Source organism: Enterobacter sp. CRENT-193 (assembly GCF_002787395.1).
GTDB lineage: Bacteria > Pseudomonadota > Gammaproteobacteria > Enterobacterales > Enterobacteriaceae > Enterobacter > Enterobacter hormaechei_C.
On the sequence record NZ_CP024812.1, the window covers coordinates 3,065,001 to 3,080,134 of the forward strand.

At 50.4% G+C, this 15,134-nt stretch carries 10 protein-coding genes; all 10 read left to right on the forward strand.

What is annotated here, in order from left to right:
- Positions 1-4: 4 nt before the first annotated feature.
- Positions 5-2,356, forward strand: a complete 2,352-nt coding sequence (locus CU081_RS15300) for a hypothetical protein (protein ID WP_022651328.1) — start codon at positions 5-7, stop codon at positions 2,354-2,356.
- Positions 2,343-2,924: a hypothetical protein gene (locus tag CU081_RS15305; RefSeq protein ID WP_022651327.1), complete on the forward strand. Its 582-nt coding sequence runs from the start codon at positions 2,343-2,345 to the stop codon at positions 2,922-2,924. Before CU081_RS15300 ends, CU081_RS15305 begins: the two co-directional genes overlap by 14 nt.
- A gap of 41 nt (positions 2,925-2,965) precedes the next feature.
- Complete coding sequence (locus tag CU081_RS15310) at positions 2,966-3,625, forward strand: hypothetical protein (RefSeq protein ID WP_224743065.1); 660 nt, start codon at positions 2,966-2,968, stop codon at positions 3,623-3,625.
- 196 nt (positions 3,626-3,821) lie between these two features.
- Positions 3,822-4,085 (forward strand): PAAR domain-containing protein, encoded by a 264-nt coding sequence (locus tag CU081_RS15315; RefSeq protein ID WP_022651325.1) that lies wholly within the window; start codon positions 3,822-3,824, stop codon positions 4,083-4,085.
- A 2-nt stretch (positions 4,086-4,087) separates the two neighbouring features.
- Complete coding sequence (locus CU081_RS15320; RefSeq protein WP_022651324.1) at positions 4,088-5,296, forward strand: hypothetical protein; 1,209 nt, start codon at positions 4,088-4,090, stop codon at positions 5,294-5,296.
- Entirely contained in the window at positions 5,289-8,660 is a 3,372-nt protein-coding gene (locus tag CU081_RS15325) for an ImcF-related family protein (RefSeq protein ID WP_039268917.1), read from the forward strand. Before CU081_RS15320 ends, CU081_RS15325 begins: the two co-directional genes overlap by 8 nt.
- A gap of 19 nt (positions 8,661-8,679) precedes the next feature.
- A complete protein-coding gene (gene tssA / locus CU081_RS15330) occupies positions 8,680-10,287 on the forward strand; it encodes a type VI secretion system protein TssA (RefSeq protein ID WP_022651322.1) in 1,608 nt (535 codons plus the stop codon).
- Between the two features lie 32 nt (positions 10,288-10,319).
- Entirely contained in the window at positions 10,320-12,089 is a 1,770-nt protein-coding gene (gene tssF / locus CU081_RS15335) for a type VI secretion system baseplate subunit TssF (protein ID WP_022651321.1), read from the forward strand.
- Between the two features lie 225 nt (positions 12,090-12,314).
- Positions 12,315-14,303, forward strand: coding sequence for a hypothetical protein (locus CU081_RS15340; RefSeq protein ID WP_224743064.1), 1,989 nt, complete (start codon positions 12,315-12,317; stop codon positions 14,301-14,303).
- 240 nt (positions 14,304-14,543) lie between these two features.
- A complete protein-coding gene (locus CU081_RS15345; protein ID WP_022651318.1) occupies positions 14,544-15,035 on the forward strand; it encodes a hypothetical protein in 492 nt (163 codons plus the stop codon).
- The last annotated feature ends 99 nt before the right edge of the window (positions 15,036-15,134 follow it).

Sequence of the window (15,134 nt, forward strand, 5' to 3'; positions counted from 1 at the left end):
AATCGTGTCTGTTTTACCCAAAATTGTCTGGCCGATCCCTTCCAATAACCGGGGAAGTGAGTTCAAAAATCAGGAAGAGATCCTCTCTCATATCGGGGGTGAATCCACCGGGCAGTATATGATTGGCCGAAGTGGTATGTGGCATGGCGGGATCCATATCACGGAAGCCACGACTCCGTGGTGTGCTCTTAGCGGCAAGTCTCCTCTTGAAGCACTGGATTTTCCGGTCCCCTTTAAAGGTGAGCAGGCTGTGCGATGCATGGCTGACGGCGAAGTGGTTGCTTATCGTGTCTGCAAGGATTATCTGACGCTTGCATGGGAATCCGGCCCACTGAGCTTTTCCGGTTCGTTTGTTCTGGTTAAACACTTTATTCAACCGGGGGAGAAAGAATCCAGCGGGCTGCATTTCTATACCCTGTATATGCACCTTGCCCCCTATTCAGCCTATAGTGTCAATCCGGCGGAAACAAAGTGGACAGTCCAGGATACGCTTACTGCCTACGATCCAGAATGGGTCATGACCGCCAGTACCAACAATAAAAGTACCAGTGAAAGCTATCGCAAGGGCACGATCCCAAAAGGATCTATTGTTGAGTGGGATAAAACAGACAGCAGCCTCCATACCGTTGCATTTAATAAGCGAGAGTATGGCCTTGTTACCTTTATTAGCCTCTCAGAACAGGCGTTGAAAAAGTGCAAGAAAACATCCCTGAAACCAGGGCAACAATACTGGATGCTTGTGGACAAAAATAACCTGTCTCCCGGCACTGATGGGGTGGTACAGCCTTCCTGGTGGCAGAAACTCATGCCGCCAGCAAAAGAAGCGATGAAATTTGACGAGGTAGTATGCCCGACTCCCTTTGCTATCAGTGCAGGTGACCCTGTTGGTCATATGGGATATTATCAGGCACCTAAGGATGGCGGATATGAAGCGCGATACCAGGTTCATATCGAATGCACGAGTATGGATGATAACCTGGAAACGTTCCTGACCAACCCTGAGCAAGCTGGAGAAAAGAATCCACTCTGGCTGAAGTACGCTCCGGGCCTTACGTTGTACAAAAAAGATGTTGCAACAGGAACATTCACAGTAGATACAAGGGCAACAACCAGGGCGGGGATCCTTCCACTGAGTCAGGTGCAAACGGAAGTCGATAAGTCGACCAAACAGGAATACTGGCAGCTGCGACCAGAAAATGCTTACGTCCCCAAAGGCCAGGCGGAACCTCAACTTTTGTCGCAGTATGATCTGGCAAAGCTGGGCTTCAGAACTGAAACCGCAGAACCAGCCAGCTTTGATTACCTGGATGGAAAAAACCAGCCCACTGGATTCTTCCGTAACCTCATCGATTCGCTTTACCAGGCCGCGACCAATGATCCGCGAACCAGTCATGCTCTCGTGAAGCATAATTATCAGCGCCTGCTGGATAAAATTGACAGCGGAAGTGACCGATATTCTCCAATGGAGTACTGGAGAGCACTTCATAACCCCGACTATCGTGACGTTATTCAGAAAACAATCGTAAAACATCCAAGCGACTGGTATTTCAAAAAGGGCGATGCTATGTGGCAACTGTTTCTCAATGCGCTGAAAAAAGATGCCCCAGAATGGAAGAAATACAGTGAAGATTTTATCGATAAAATGGCATGGATGCAGGATGTCACAACAGAAAAACTAGGGCCTTCTTTATGGCATATGCACCCTCTTATGTTCTTAGGTGCACTTCGCAAATCAGTGAAAGTAGGTTGGGCACATAGCAAGTTTGGTTATTTCCTTGGTAAGGTGGAATCTAAAAACGATTATAGTGCCTATAATGTACATGTTACATATACACCGCATTACAAAACCAAATTAACAGGAATGACAATAAAAGAAGTTATGACTTCTCAAGAGGATAATACTTCTAATGGTCTATTTGCCACAGGACGATTCCAAGTGGTACCAAAAACACTGAAGGATGCTGTGAGTAAACTTAACCTTGATGTCAATTCTACTTACAATGAAGAAACACAAGACAAAATATTTAACGAATACCTTATAAAGATAAAGCGCCCAGCAATCATAAATTTCCTTGAAGGGAATGGGAATGTTGAAGATGCTATTTATGATTGGGCAAAAGAATTTGCCTCTGCTGGGGTAAGAAAAGGAAAAGAGATAAGCCCTTCCAAAACTGAATTTGAAACAAACCCAGATGGGTCCTTCGTAAGGGACAAGAAAGGAAACAAAATCCACAAAAGAAGATATGCCAAAACAGAAGGTGTTTCTTACTACTCTGATGATGGAATAAATAAAGCGCACATAAAGCCTGACGATATGGTTAAAGTACTTGAGGAGTCAAAAAATGAAGGTTCCTAAACTTCCCTTTCTTTTTATTTCTGTCGTATGTTTTTGTACACTGGCTAATGAAGGAGATGCTCCAGCATTTAAAGAGCATAATGTGTTGTTAAGCCATGGCCCATTTAAGACAAAGATACACTTAACATATGAGCAGCTAAAAAAGTCTGAAACTTGGAAAAACATAATGCAGAAACAGCTCACCGAGAAAGCTAATTTTGCAGGGCACTATCGCCTATACATAAGCGAGAATGGTGAATTACCTAAAGATTGCGGTGTTAATGGCTGGGTTTGCGGATGGGTAGTTGATAAAATAACTGGAGCTGTAGTTTCTGAGCTGCCAGCATTTAATGGCAATACTAAGTATTACTCCACTATTGATAATGGCACTCCTTCTCCTGCCTTATTTTCTGCGGAATTTTATCCCAACAGCAATTTAATTTGGATTAGTGGTGAAAACATCCCCGAAAGTAAAATCGGAAACATATCGCTAGGTGATAAAAAATGCTCAAACAGCGCTTACTTATTCAATAACAACTCATTCCATAATGTTTTTGAGGGTGAGTGTGAAATAGATACTGGTGGCTAACAAAGATTCATCAACAAAATTTTGTAATCAGTAAATCTAAAATGAACCAGCGAAAATATCAACAAGGAAATGAGCGCAAAATGGGATGCAATAAAAAATCAAACAAATTTTTGCTCTTTGTGTCATGTATGCTTTTGTCGTTTGGAGCGTACTCACAAGACAGTTCTAATCCTCAGTTTTCTGACTACCTGGTTCCCGTAAGCAACGGTCCATTTGAAAGGAATATTCACTTTAATAAAGAGCAGGAAAATTACTCGTCACAGTGGAAAAATGCAGTCGAAGAGGAATTAAAAAAGCCTGTTAATTTTGCAGGGCACTTTAGAATCTATACCGCCTTTGGCGGTCAGGGTAAAGAATGCCTTCGTGATAATTGGGTGTGTGGTTGGGTCATTGATAAAACTACAGGTGAAGTTGTTTCGACATTACCAACGTCTCCAGAAGGTGGTAATAGCTATGCTGAAGCTGTTGATAATGGAACATCAGACGGCCTCAAATTCAAAGTAATTGCCTCCAAAGATCGCACATCATTAACCATTGCAGGACGCGCCGTTAACGCGCCATTACGTGATGCGAACGGGTTTTTTTCAGTACCAGAGTGCAGATCGATAAAATACAACTTCGACGGGAAGGAATATACCATAATTAAAGAGGATGATAACGGTTGTAATCTTTCAAAAGAAATTGAGATTTATGGTAAATAACCAAGAACATCGTCAAATAACACCCTCATTTATAGATGTGCTAAAGTTTTGGCGCTTCATTTAAAGAAATTGCACTTTCATCACACCCTTGAATTTTGATTAAGGCATTAGGGAGTTATTATTAAATTTAATACTCATGCTGTTAATAATGCTTTGAAACATACAAATTAGTTAGAACTGATATAGGATCTTTTCAATGCTCCAGATTATCCGTAAAGGCGATAAAACCACCCACGGCGGCTCGATACTTACGGCTTCCGATACGATGAAATTCGGTGGTATCGGCGTTGCCCGCAAAGGCGACAAAGTGTCCTGCCCGGTTCCGGGACATGGCCCTACAACTATCGTAGAAGGCAATCCTGATTATCTTGATCATGGTATCCCGGTTGCATTTCACGGTCATAAATGCGCCTGTGGTTGCACATTGATCAGTTCCTTTGCCGCTGCAAAGGTTGCCTGATTATGCCCGTCTGGCTGGATGCCATCCCTGAAAAGGCTCCTAAGGTAGCGCGTCCCTGCACCGGTCGTTGGCTGCTATTCCTCGCGTTTGTCATGCTGGGGGGCATAGCGCTCACGCTATGGTGCTGGACGTCAGAGCGAACCGGATTTGTCTTCTGGTTCACCGCGCTGGGCCTCCCGTTTTGCACCTGGGGGCTTATTTTCGGCTTACGCCGGTTTGCCTACAAAGCCGAACAGGTGGGGGCCGAGTCCCGTAATGTCGAGCGAGAAGCGCTTATTGACAGTGAAATTCTGCGCGGTCAGCGCTGCGCCTGGATCCTCGGTACGCACATCCAGGCTCCGGCCGGAAACAAAGCCGATGACCTGCTGAAGGCAATGAAAGTCGCAGCTCCTGTTATCGAATTCTCTCGCCCAAGAGGATGTGACAAACCGGTCAGATACGCGGCATTACCAGAATATCAGACTGATTTAACGAAGGCCCTGAATGCAGCGGTTAATAAACTGACCACACGTGTAGAGGGGATAGTTAAGCCGCTTCCGCCCGAGCTGCCATGCTGGCTGGTGCTGGATTGTGATAACGATCTGTATCCCCTGTTTGAAGAGCAGCTTAAAGCCGATCTCTCACTCAAGACGGGCAGGATTTTTCGCCTGATGGCCGGAAAAGGGCTGGGGGCGTTTGATGCCTGGCTGGACAAGCGATGGGACACCCGGGGCATTTTGGTTGCCATCACGCTGTCGTTACCGGCGTCTCCCCGGGAAGAAGATGCTGATGCTGTCTCAATGGTGGTATTGAGCAACCGCAAAGCCCATGCCTGGCCGGATGCGCTTCGCCTTCATCGCCCCGAAAGGGGAACAGAAACAACGCTTACAAAGACACTTACCCGGGCGCTGCTCTGGTCGAAGACCCTGCCCAATGAACTCAAAGGAAGCTGGATCTCCGGTCCCACATTGACGTCGGGCAGCGGCTGGAATAATGCCTGCGAAGAGAGTGAAGTGGAATTTAGTCTTTCAGAAGACAATTCCAGTATCGATCCCGTGCTGGGATTTACCGGCCATGCTGCTCCATGGCTGGCCATCACGCTTGCTAATGCTGACGTTGAACAACGAGGGGCGCAGGTTATCGCCGCACAACCCGCCGCTGACAAGGACGACATCTGGGTCGCCGTCATCACCAAAGAAGAAGTTCGCAAGGAATCGCCTAAGAATGTCTAAGGTAAAAGTTAAAACACTCATCGGCTCCGTTGTGACTGTCGCTTTTTTTCTGACAGCCATCGTGGCATTTCTGTTTTATGCCTTTCCGGAAAACGTGGCCTCGGCAACCGGATTTGGACCGTATGACGGCCAGCGCATACTCACTTTCTGCGCCATTATGGTTGCCGCGATGTTTTTACTCGGCTGGCTGACAGAGAAGGCTTTCGACTTCGCCGGTAAATCCGGGTTGTATTTCCAGTGGGGCCAGAAAAAGGCTGAGAGTATCACTCCGGTGACGAACACCATTCTCAGTGAAGAAGATGACGACGAACCGGTCTTCAGCGAAGACGCCGTGTCCGAACACCTGCGCTTTCGCTATGGACGCCGATGGCAGCGTAAGGTGCGACTCCTGCTGGTGATGGGCAACCCGGACGACGTCCATAAAGCAGCCCCGGGTCTGTGCTATGACCTCTGGCAGGAAGGTGACGGCAACGTACTGATTTATGGCGGTGATGCGCAGTCACTCCCGGATGAGATCTTCCTTTCAAAACTGAAGCGTCTGCGATCTGGCCAGCCGGTTGATGGCATTATTCAGGTGATGAGTACTTCAGCCCTCCCGACGGATAGCGAACGGGATGCTTTCTTGCGTTGCCGTCAGAAAGCCGATCATCAGCTGGGCTGGCAGGCGCCTGTCTGGCTGTGGCTGGCTGATAAAGCCAAAGGTGCTCATCAGGACGCGGACACGGCTGCGACAGGGGTGATATTCGGACCGGAAGGCACTGTAAAAGAGGCGGATAAGGCATTGACTACGCTGTCTCAGCGCCTGCAAAAAGTCGGTATGGCACAGTTACTGAATAATCCGGCTCATAACGGCCTGCTCCAGTTATCTTCCCGTCTGCAACACGAACTGAAAGCCAGTCTGACTGTTTTGCTCAGTGGGTTGATGCAGGGATCTGCGGCCTTGCGTTTCCGCGGTGTCATGTTCAGCCCAGAACTGGCCGTTGCCGGAACGGTACCGAACACGCGCCTCGACACACCGACATGGAAAGCCGTCATTGATGACTGTGATGCCGTCAGCGGCAGGAAGCTGGGCTTCGACTGGCTGAAGTTGCTGAGGTTAATTCTGCTTTCCCTGATTGTCCTGTGGGGGACCGGTACATTGCTGTCCCTGATCGTTAACCGTACCCAGATTTATGAGGCACAGGAAACAGCGAGGCAGGCAGCGGATACCGCAAAACCACTTGCTGAACGCCTGCACAACCAGCTCGTCCTCCAGCAAGCGATTGCCCGTCTGCAACATCGTGAGGCGACCGGTGCTCCATGGTACACCCGTTTTGGTCTTAATCAGGACAGCGATACGCTGGCCGCACTCTGGCCCCTGTATGCGAAAAATAACGTACAGTTGATGAGGGATGCCACAGCAGATAGTCTCAGGCAGCAGCTGAATGCGTTTGTGCAACTTCCTCCTGCCAGTGATGCCCGAACGCAGGGCACACAGCATACCTACGACGTACTCAAAAGTTATCTGATGCTGGCCCGTCCTGACAAAGCAGACGCAGACTGGCTGGCAAAAAACGTACTGGTCACCTGGCCGAAGCGTCAGAATGTGCCGGATGGCACATGGCAGGACCTGGCACCGAAACTGCTGGGCTTTTATGCGCAGAACCTCCCGGCTCATCCGGAATGGAAATTTAAGCCTGACGCTGAATTAATCAGCACGGTCCGTCAGATCCTGCTCAAGCAGATTGGCCAGCGGAACGCTGAGTCCGGGTTATATCAGGACATGCTGAAGCGCGTGGCCAGCAACTGGCCTGATTTAACGCTTGCCGATATGACCGGCGACACCGATGCCTCAACGGTATTCAGCACTGACGAAGTCGTCCCGGGAATGTTTACACGCCAGGCCTGGGAAGAGCAGGTTCAGGATGCGATTAACGAGGTCGTCAAAACCCGCCGTGATGAAATTGACTGGGTACTGACGGATAAGACGCACCAGACAGGGAGCGATATCTCCCCGGAGGCGCTGAAAGCCCGTCTGACCGAACGCTATTTTACCGATTTTGGTAACGCCTGGCTGAACATGGTCAACAGCATTCAGTGGCAGGAAGCCACATCACTTTCCGAAGCGATTGCCCAGCTCAATCTGATCGGCGATGTCCGCCAGTCACCGCTGGTGGCACTGATGAACACGCTGGCCTGGCAGGGAAAAACAGGGCAAAAGGGTGAGGCACTGGCTGATTCGATAGTGGACTCAGCGAAAAAACTGATCGGTCAGAAAAAAAATGCCAGACAGTTTATTGAACAGGCACAGGGCCCTAAAGGTCCGCTCGATGGCGTGTTTGGACCGCTGATGGGGCTGATGGAAGGTAAAGAGGGCACTGGTGCCAACGGTAACCTCAGTTTCCAGTCCTGGCTGGCCCGCGTAACCCAGGTGCGGCTGAAACTTCAGCAGGTCACCAGCGCCCCGGATCCACAGGCTATGTCGCAGATGCTGGCCCAGACCGTGTTCCAGGGCAAAGCCATCGATCTGACCGATACCCGCGATTATGGCAGTCTGGTTGCGGCAAGCCTGGGGCAGGAGTGGAACGGATTTGGCCAGTCGTTATTTGTGCAACCGCTGGATCTGGCCTGGCGGCAGGTACTTGCCCCGGCGGCGGGAAGTCTCAATGCCCGCTGGCAGACGACCATTGTCGAACAGTGGAATAAGGCCTTTGCGGGACGGTACCCGTTTAAAGCCACCGGCAGCGATGCTTCCCTGCCGCTACTGTCTCAGTTCCTGCGTAGCGACTCGGGTCGAATCACGACCTTCCTGAAAACGAATCTCGGCGGGATCCTCCACCAGGAAGGGAATCGCTGGGTCGTTGATCCTTCCGCAAGTCAGGGGATGGTTGTCAGTCCGGATTTTCTCCGGGCGATTAATCAGCTGGCGGAACTGTCGGATATCGTTTTTGCCCAGGGCGATGCGGGCGTTCACTTTGAATTAATGGCGCGTCCTTCCCGTGATGTGGCCCGTATGCAGCTGACGCTTGATGAGCAGAACCTGGACTTCTTTAACCAGATGGAAAGCTGGCAGAGCTTTACCTGGCCGGGAAACACATATTATCCGGGTGTCAGCCTTCGCTGGCGCAGCGTGAACAGCGGGATGCAGCTCTACACCAGCCATCAGGGGAACTGGGGATTCATCCGGCTGCTGGATAAGGCATTAATTACACCTCTTGATGCAAGCCGCACGCAGCTGGTCTGGATCACCCCGGACGGTAATCCGCTGAAGTTTGTTATGCGCAGTGAGCTGGGTGACGGTCCGCTTGCCCTGCTGAAGCTCCAGGGATTTACGCTGCCTGAAACCATCTTTACGGTTGCGGCCAGCGTTGAAGACGTCGAATAAAGATAAGACAAGGAAAAACATGAGTTCACCGGAAGCCCTGTTATCGGCATGCACCACAAACCACGAGGCGCAGCTGCGCCTTACTGAAAGCGCCTCCGGCACCCTGTCCCTCTGGGAGAACTGGTTAAAACCGGTCCGCCCCGGGGCGGAAACGGGTGACGATCCGGCCAGTGACGACGATTTCCAGCTGATGCGCGAAGAAATCAACAAACTCTCGGGCACCGATCCGGATCTGCTCTGCACCCTGGCGGAAAAAATACTGTGTGAAAGCGCCAAAGATATCCGTGTCGTCACCTGGTATACCCAGGCCCGGCTGAGCCGTGACGGCGAGAAAGGCCTGGCGGAAGGGATACTGCTGCTGGTCGCGATGTTGTGCCGCTACGGCAGACACTGCCATCCGCTGCGCCCGAATGCCCGGAAAGCCGCGCTGGAGTGGCTCAACAGTACAAAAGTACTTGATACGCTCTCGCGCTGGCCGGAAGTGGATCGGGAAGATGCCAGCCTGACGGCCGGAGCGGTCAGCCTGCTGAGTAAGGCGGTCTCAGACTGGCCTGAAAATGAAAAACCCGCGTTCGCTGGCCTCTGTAGCGCGCTGGAAAACCGTCTGGCGCGTTCTGGCGGGGTGACAGTGCTAATCCCCCAGAACAGCAGCACTCAGGATAGCGGGCATGACGCTGTCTTTTCTCCGTCGCCACTGCTGACGGACATAAAGTCGGGGCGCGATTTGCTGGATCAGGCAAAGATACTCTCCCGCTGGCTCGGAGAACAACCCCAGGGGTGGCTGGCCTCTCACCGGCTGATGAAAACCGTTCGCTGGGATACCGTCGATCAAATTCCACCGCTGGACAGCAGTGGTCGTACCCGGCTGATTCCGCCTAAACCAGAGTACCGGGCGCAGCTAAAGCGTCTGTACCTGCAAAAAAGCTGGGCTGAGCTGGTGGAGCAGGCCAGCCAGATGTACTGCGAAGGGGTGAATCATTTCTGGCTCGATCTCCAGTGGTACCTCTGGCAGGGACTCAGCCATGCGGGACAGCCTTGGGAGAACCTGGCGGAGTCAGTCCTGCTGGATCTTCGGTTCCTCCTCAGGCGTCTGCCCGGGCTTGAAAGCCTGGCCTGGAATGACGGTACCCCGTTTGCCGATGAGGTGACAACTGGATGGATTGCGGAAAAGGTGAATGAGGAAGGGCTGTCATTCGGTAGCGAGCCGGTCGTGTCCGCGGCGGTAAACGGGGATGAGGTGCTGTCACTTGAGGCCGAGGCGATGGAGAAGGGTGACAGTGAGGGGCCCGAAGCGGCTCTGACCTGGCTCCAGACCCGCCCCGGACTGGACTCTCCGCGAAATCGCTGGCTGATACGTCTGCTGATGGCTCGTGTTGCGGAACAATACGGGCGTAACGACATGGCGCTTCATCTGCTGGCTGAACTGACATCCGGTGCGGCGCAGTTGACGATGGGGGACTGGGAGCCGGGCCTGATGTTCGAAGTTCAGGCCCGCCGTCTGAAACTGTTGCGCATGAAAGCCGGTCGCAGCGAGTCCGATAAAATCCGGCTGATGCCCGAGATGGATGCCCTGCTGGCGGGGCTGATTACCATCGATCCTGCCCGTGCCATGGTGCTGTGTGGCTGAATCTTGTCTGTTAACTATCAGGAATACCGAGCATGGATGATTTAACCCTGCGCTATTTTGAAGCCGAAATGCGCTATCTGCGCGAGGCAGGAAAAGAATTTGCCCGGGCACATCCGGACCGGGCGGCAATGCTCAATCTCGATAAGCCCGGAGCCCGGGACCCGTATGTGGAACGCCTGTTTGAAGGCTTTGCCTTCCTGATGGGCCGTCTGCGAGAAAAGCTGGATGATGATCTGCCGGAACTGACTGAAGGACTGGTGAGTCTGCTGTGGCCGCACTATATGCGGACTATCCCGTCTCTGGCCATCGTTGAGTTTTCGCCTGACTGGCGTGGTCTGCGTCAGGCCGAAATGCTGGCTGAAGGCTTTTCCGTTTTGTCACGTCCTGTCGGGCCGCATAAAACCGCCTGTCAGTATCGGACGACCCGCGATGTTCCGCTACAACCGCTGCACCTTGCAGATGCCCGCCTGCATACTGAAACCGATGGCCGCTCTGCTATCCGTCTGCGCTTCGAATGCCCTGAAAAAGTGGACTGGAGTAAAGCCGGGATCGACAAGGTCGCCATATTCCTTAACGCAGAGAGTCCGGTGAGTTCTGCGCTGCATCTGGCAATGACCCGTCGTGTACACGCCATGTATGCCCGCCATGCCGGGACGCATACCGAACGTCATCAGTTTGATGGCTGGTGCAAACCCATGGGCTTTGATGACAATGACGGCCTGTGGAAGAAAGCCGACACAGCCTTCAGTGGTTACCAGCTGCTGCTGGAGTATTTCAGCTTCCGTCCAAAGTTTATGTTTGTTGAGCTGCGCGGCCTCGACACCATCGGGCTCACTGCGGCCAGCACCTGGTTTGAAATCGACATTGTACTCAGTGAAGCCTGGTCATCCGATCTGCCTTTTGAGACGGAAAACTTCCGGCTGCACTGTGTGCCGGTTATCAACCTCTTTACTCTGGAAGCCGACCCGCTGACGCTAAACCCGCTGGAGAACGAATACCTGCTCAGGCCATTGCGTCTTCAGGATGGTCACACCGAGATTTACAGCGTCGATAATATTCACGGCGCGGTGAAGAATGGCAAGCATCCTTATGTACCGTTCACCAGCTTCCGACACCGGGGCGGTATGATGCGCCACGATGCCCCTGAACGTTATTACCACACCCGCGTGAAACGCGGTCCCTCTGGCCTGTATGACACCTGGTTAATTCTCGGTGGCCGCTCGTTTGAACTGGAGCAGTTGTCCGAAAAACCGGAGTCACTCTCGATGCGAATAACCGGGACCAACGGTCAGCTTCCGCGTAAGGCACTGGAAAGTACCTTGCTGGACAGGGTGGTCAAATCCGGCAAGGTGCCCGTCAGGGTCCTCAACCTCACAGCACCGACGATGCCGCTGTATCCCCCGGCAAACGACCGCTTTCACTGGCGGGTGATGAGTCATCTGGGCTCAAACTTCCTCAGCATGATGGACAATCCGGAGGTCCTGCGGGGAACGCTGGCCCTGTATGACTGGACCGACGATGAAATGAACCGCCGTCGGCTTGAAGCGATAGTCGCCGTGAAGCACACCCTGATCCGCCGTTTTGAGAAGGGCTTTATGCTCCGGGGCGTGGACATAGAGGTCACGCTGAATATGGATAATTTTGCAGGCGAAGGCGATGTGAATCTCTTTGGCGAGATGCTGCACCGGTTCTTCGCGCTCTATGCCGATATTCACCTTTTCAACCAGCTCACGCTGGTACTGCAACCGACAGGGAAACGACTGAGATGGCGCGAGAATCACAGCCAGCACGTACCGGGCTGACGTTAGCCCTAAATTATAAAATGGAGTCAGCTTATGCCTTAGAGTTTGAATACACATATTGATGCAGACATAGCTTGTGAAGAGGACGAGAACCCAAGTCCAGCTAAAGATGAACCTGATTCGTTAACAGCGGAAGATTTATTGTCGGTTTTCGACCTGGCTGAGATCATGAATGTCAATCAGGTCGTCTGTAAATCGTTTAGTGACTGACAGGGAGTGTGAATCGTGTCTGTGTTACCCAAAATTGTCTGGCCAATTCCCTCTAACAACTGGGGGAAGGAATTTATTAACCAGGAAGATATTCTTTCCCATTTAGCGGGGGAGTCTACCGGACAATATGCGATAGGCCGCAGTGGAATGTGGCATGGCGGGATCCATATCACCGAAGCCACGACCCCGTGGTGCGCACTCAGTGGTAAATCTCCTCTTGAAGCGATGGATTTCCCGGTTCCCTTTAAAGGTGTGCAGGCGATTCGATGCATGGCTGACGGGGAAGTGGTTGCTTATCGTATCTGCAAGGATTATCAGACGATTGCATGGGAATCCGGACCGCTGAGTTTCTCCGGTTCATTCGTCCTGGTAAAACACTACATTCAGCCGGGTGAAACGGAATCCAGCGGGCTTCATTTCTATACCCTGTATATGCACCTGGCTCCGTATTCTGCTTATGAGTCGGAATCGGAAAATCAGTGGATTACTCAGGATACACTTAAAGCGTTTTCTGAAATGGACTGGCTCACGGCAAAACTGACTTCTGAACAACTTCAGCCTCAGATTGCAGGGTATATGCCTGTGGGGGCAGGCGTTGAATGGAACTCCTCTGATACCAGTCTTAACGCGGCGGGGTATAACCAGCGCCGGTATGGTCTTGTGACGTTGAAAAGTTTACCTGATGCCGATGGTAATACAGATGATAAGCAAAAGGTCAGTACCTCATTGATCCTCGGTAAACGTTACTGGGTGGTAGTGGATAATAATAATATTAAACCCGCTCCCGGCGCTGGTCCGTCATGGTGGCGCAAGCTTATGCCTCCAGCCAAAGAGGCCATGAAATTTGACCAGGTTGTGTGTCCGTCTCCGTTCTCCATCACTGCCGGTGATCCTGTTGGTCATATGGGATATTATCAGGCACCTAAGGACGGGGGATATGAGGCCCGATACCAGGTACATATTGAATGCACGAGCATGGATGACAATCTGGAAAAGTTTCTGACCAATCCCGAACAGGCGGGAGAAAAGAATCCGCTCTGGCTGAAATACACTCCTGGCCTGGCGCTGTACAAAAAGGATGTTGCAACCGGTACATTCACAAAGGATACCAGAGTGACGACCAGAACAGGGATCCTGCCACTGAAACAGGTGCAGGCAAAAGTCGATAAATCGACCAGACAGGAATACTGGCAGTTGCGACCAGAGAATGCCTACGTACCCAAAGGCCAGGCAGAACCGCAGCTTCTGTCACAGTATGATCTGGCAAAGCTTGGTTTCAGAACTGAAACCGCAGAATCGACCAGCTTTGATTACCTTGATGGAAAGAATCAGCCTGTTGGATTCTTCCGCAGCCTTATCAACTCACTTTACGAGGCCGCGACCGGTGATACGCGAACCAGTCACGCCCTGGTAAAGCATAATTATCAGCACCTTCTTGATAAAATAGACCGTGGAAGCGATCGTTATTCTCCAATGGAATACTGGAGAGCTCTACATAATCCTGACTATCGTGAGGTCATTCAGAAAACTATCGTAAAACATCCCAGCGACTGGTACTTCAAAAAAGGCGATGCTATCTGGCAACCGTTCCTGAATGCGCTGAAGAAAGAAGCGCCGGAATGGAAGAAGTACAGCAAAGATTTTCTCGATAAGATGGTATGGATGCAGGATGTCACGACTGAGAAACTGGGACCCGAACTTTGGCATATGCACCCAATAATGTTTTTGGGGGCGATTATTAACATAAAAAAACAACATGCGGGACTTTTTACTGTACAAGACGGGAAAGATGCTTTACGTAAGATATATGATAAATATGGTAAAGACATGTCTGTAATAGTTGAAAGAATGTTTCGCATTGAGACGACACATTTTACTTCTGGTCAATACCAGCATTGTGGTGCTCCAGGAATGGAAGTACATGGCACTCCGTCAGCATATGGATGGAGTTCTGATTTTTTTTGCGCAGCACCCAGAATATCAGCCAACGGGGATTTGGAGTAAAAAAGAAGGAAAAGGATTAAGTGGACAGGGAGGTAATACCCAAGTCACGGATAAACCAAAGCAATTTGTAGTATTCGATTCCGTTGAAAGCTCTATGGAATATATTGTGTATTACATCAATAAACACGACGGAAACTATGCTCGGTGGTATTCAACCCAAGACTCAGCACAAAAGTTATATAGAAAAGAATGTGGGGCGATTATACCTAAATTTACTAACGAATTTTCCGAGACTAAACAATGATCAAGTTTAAAGTATTTCCTCTATTGTTACTAACATACTCTATCTCAGCATTTTCAGGTGTTACTGATGATGATTTTGATAATTGCTCGAAATATCTAGATAAAATAGTGGCTTCCAGCGATGCAAATCTGATAAATGAATTGAAAGTGGACAGAGATCTGATTACAGCAGACATCGACCGTGTCAGTAATGATAATATATATGCTAAAGTTCAATTCAATAACAAGCAATCCGTCGACACTCCGGGCGAAGGTTTTCTTTTATGGATGAAGTATGATTATCTCAAATTCAGTTTGGAAGACATTACTATTGACCCAGATAAACCAGAAAAATTAAAATTTGATGAAAGATATGCTTCAGTATATCTTAACTGCTTGAACAAAAAACAGTCTACCAAGTTATTGGTACTGCTCGATTGCAGTTCTATAAAGATGATAAGTTATCTATTCCAAGTCAAGGTTTATTCATTTTGCCAGGGGAGTATGTAGAGGTCGAAGACAACTCAGGGAGTGCTTCGCATATTAAATATCAAGCAAAGAACGGGACAATTTACTCCTCTTGGATAGACTCCAGTCGCATACAGGAAA

Bases quoted from the DNA above. Each gene is read 5' to 3' on its own strand.
- CU081_RS15310 (WP_224743065.1), top strand. From the start codon at position 2,966: ATGAACCAGCGAAAATATCAACAAGGAAATGAGCGCAAAATGGGATGC.
- CU081_RS15320 (WP_022651324.1), top strand. From the start codon at position 4,088: ATGCCCGTCTGGCTGGATGCCATCCCTGAAAAGGCTCCTAAGGTAGCG.
- CU081_RS15345 (WP_022651318.1), top strand. From the start codon at position 14,544: ATGATCAAGTTTAAAGTATTTCCTCTATTGTTACTAACATACTCTATC.
- CU081_RS15305 (WP_022651327.1), top strand. From the start codon at position 2,343: ATGAAGGTTCCTAAACTTCCCTTTCTTTTTATTTCTGTCGTATGTTTT.
- CU081_RS15325 (WP_039268917.1), top strand. From the start codon at position 5,289: ATGTCTAAGGTAAAAGTTAAAACACTCATCGGCTCCGTTGTGACTGTC.
- CU081_RS15315 (WP_022651325.1), top strand. From the start codon at position 3,822: ATGCTCCAGATTATCCGTAAAGGCGATAAAACCACCCACGGCGGCTCG.
- tssA (WP_022651322.1), top strand. From the start codon at position 8,680: ATGAGTTCACCGGAAGCCCTGTTATCGGCATGCACCACAAACCACGAG.
- tssF (WP_022651321.1), top strand. From the start codon at position 10,320: ATGGATGATTTAACCCTGCGCTATTTTGAAGCCGAAATGCGCTATCTG.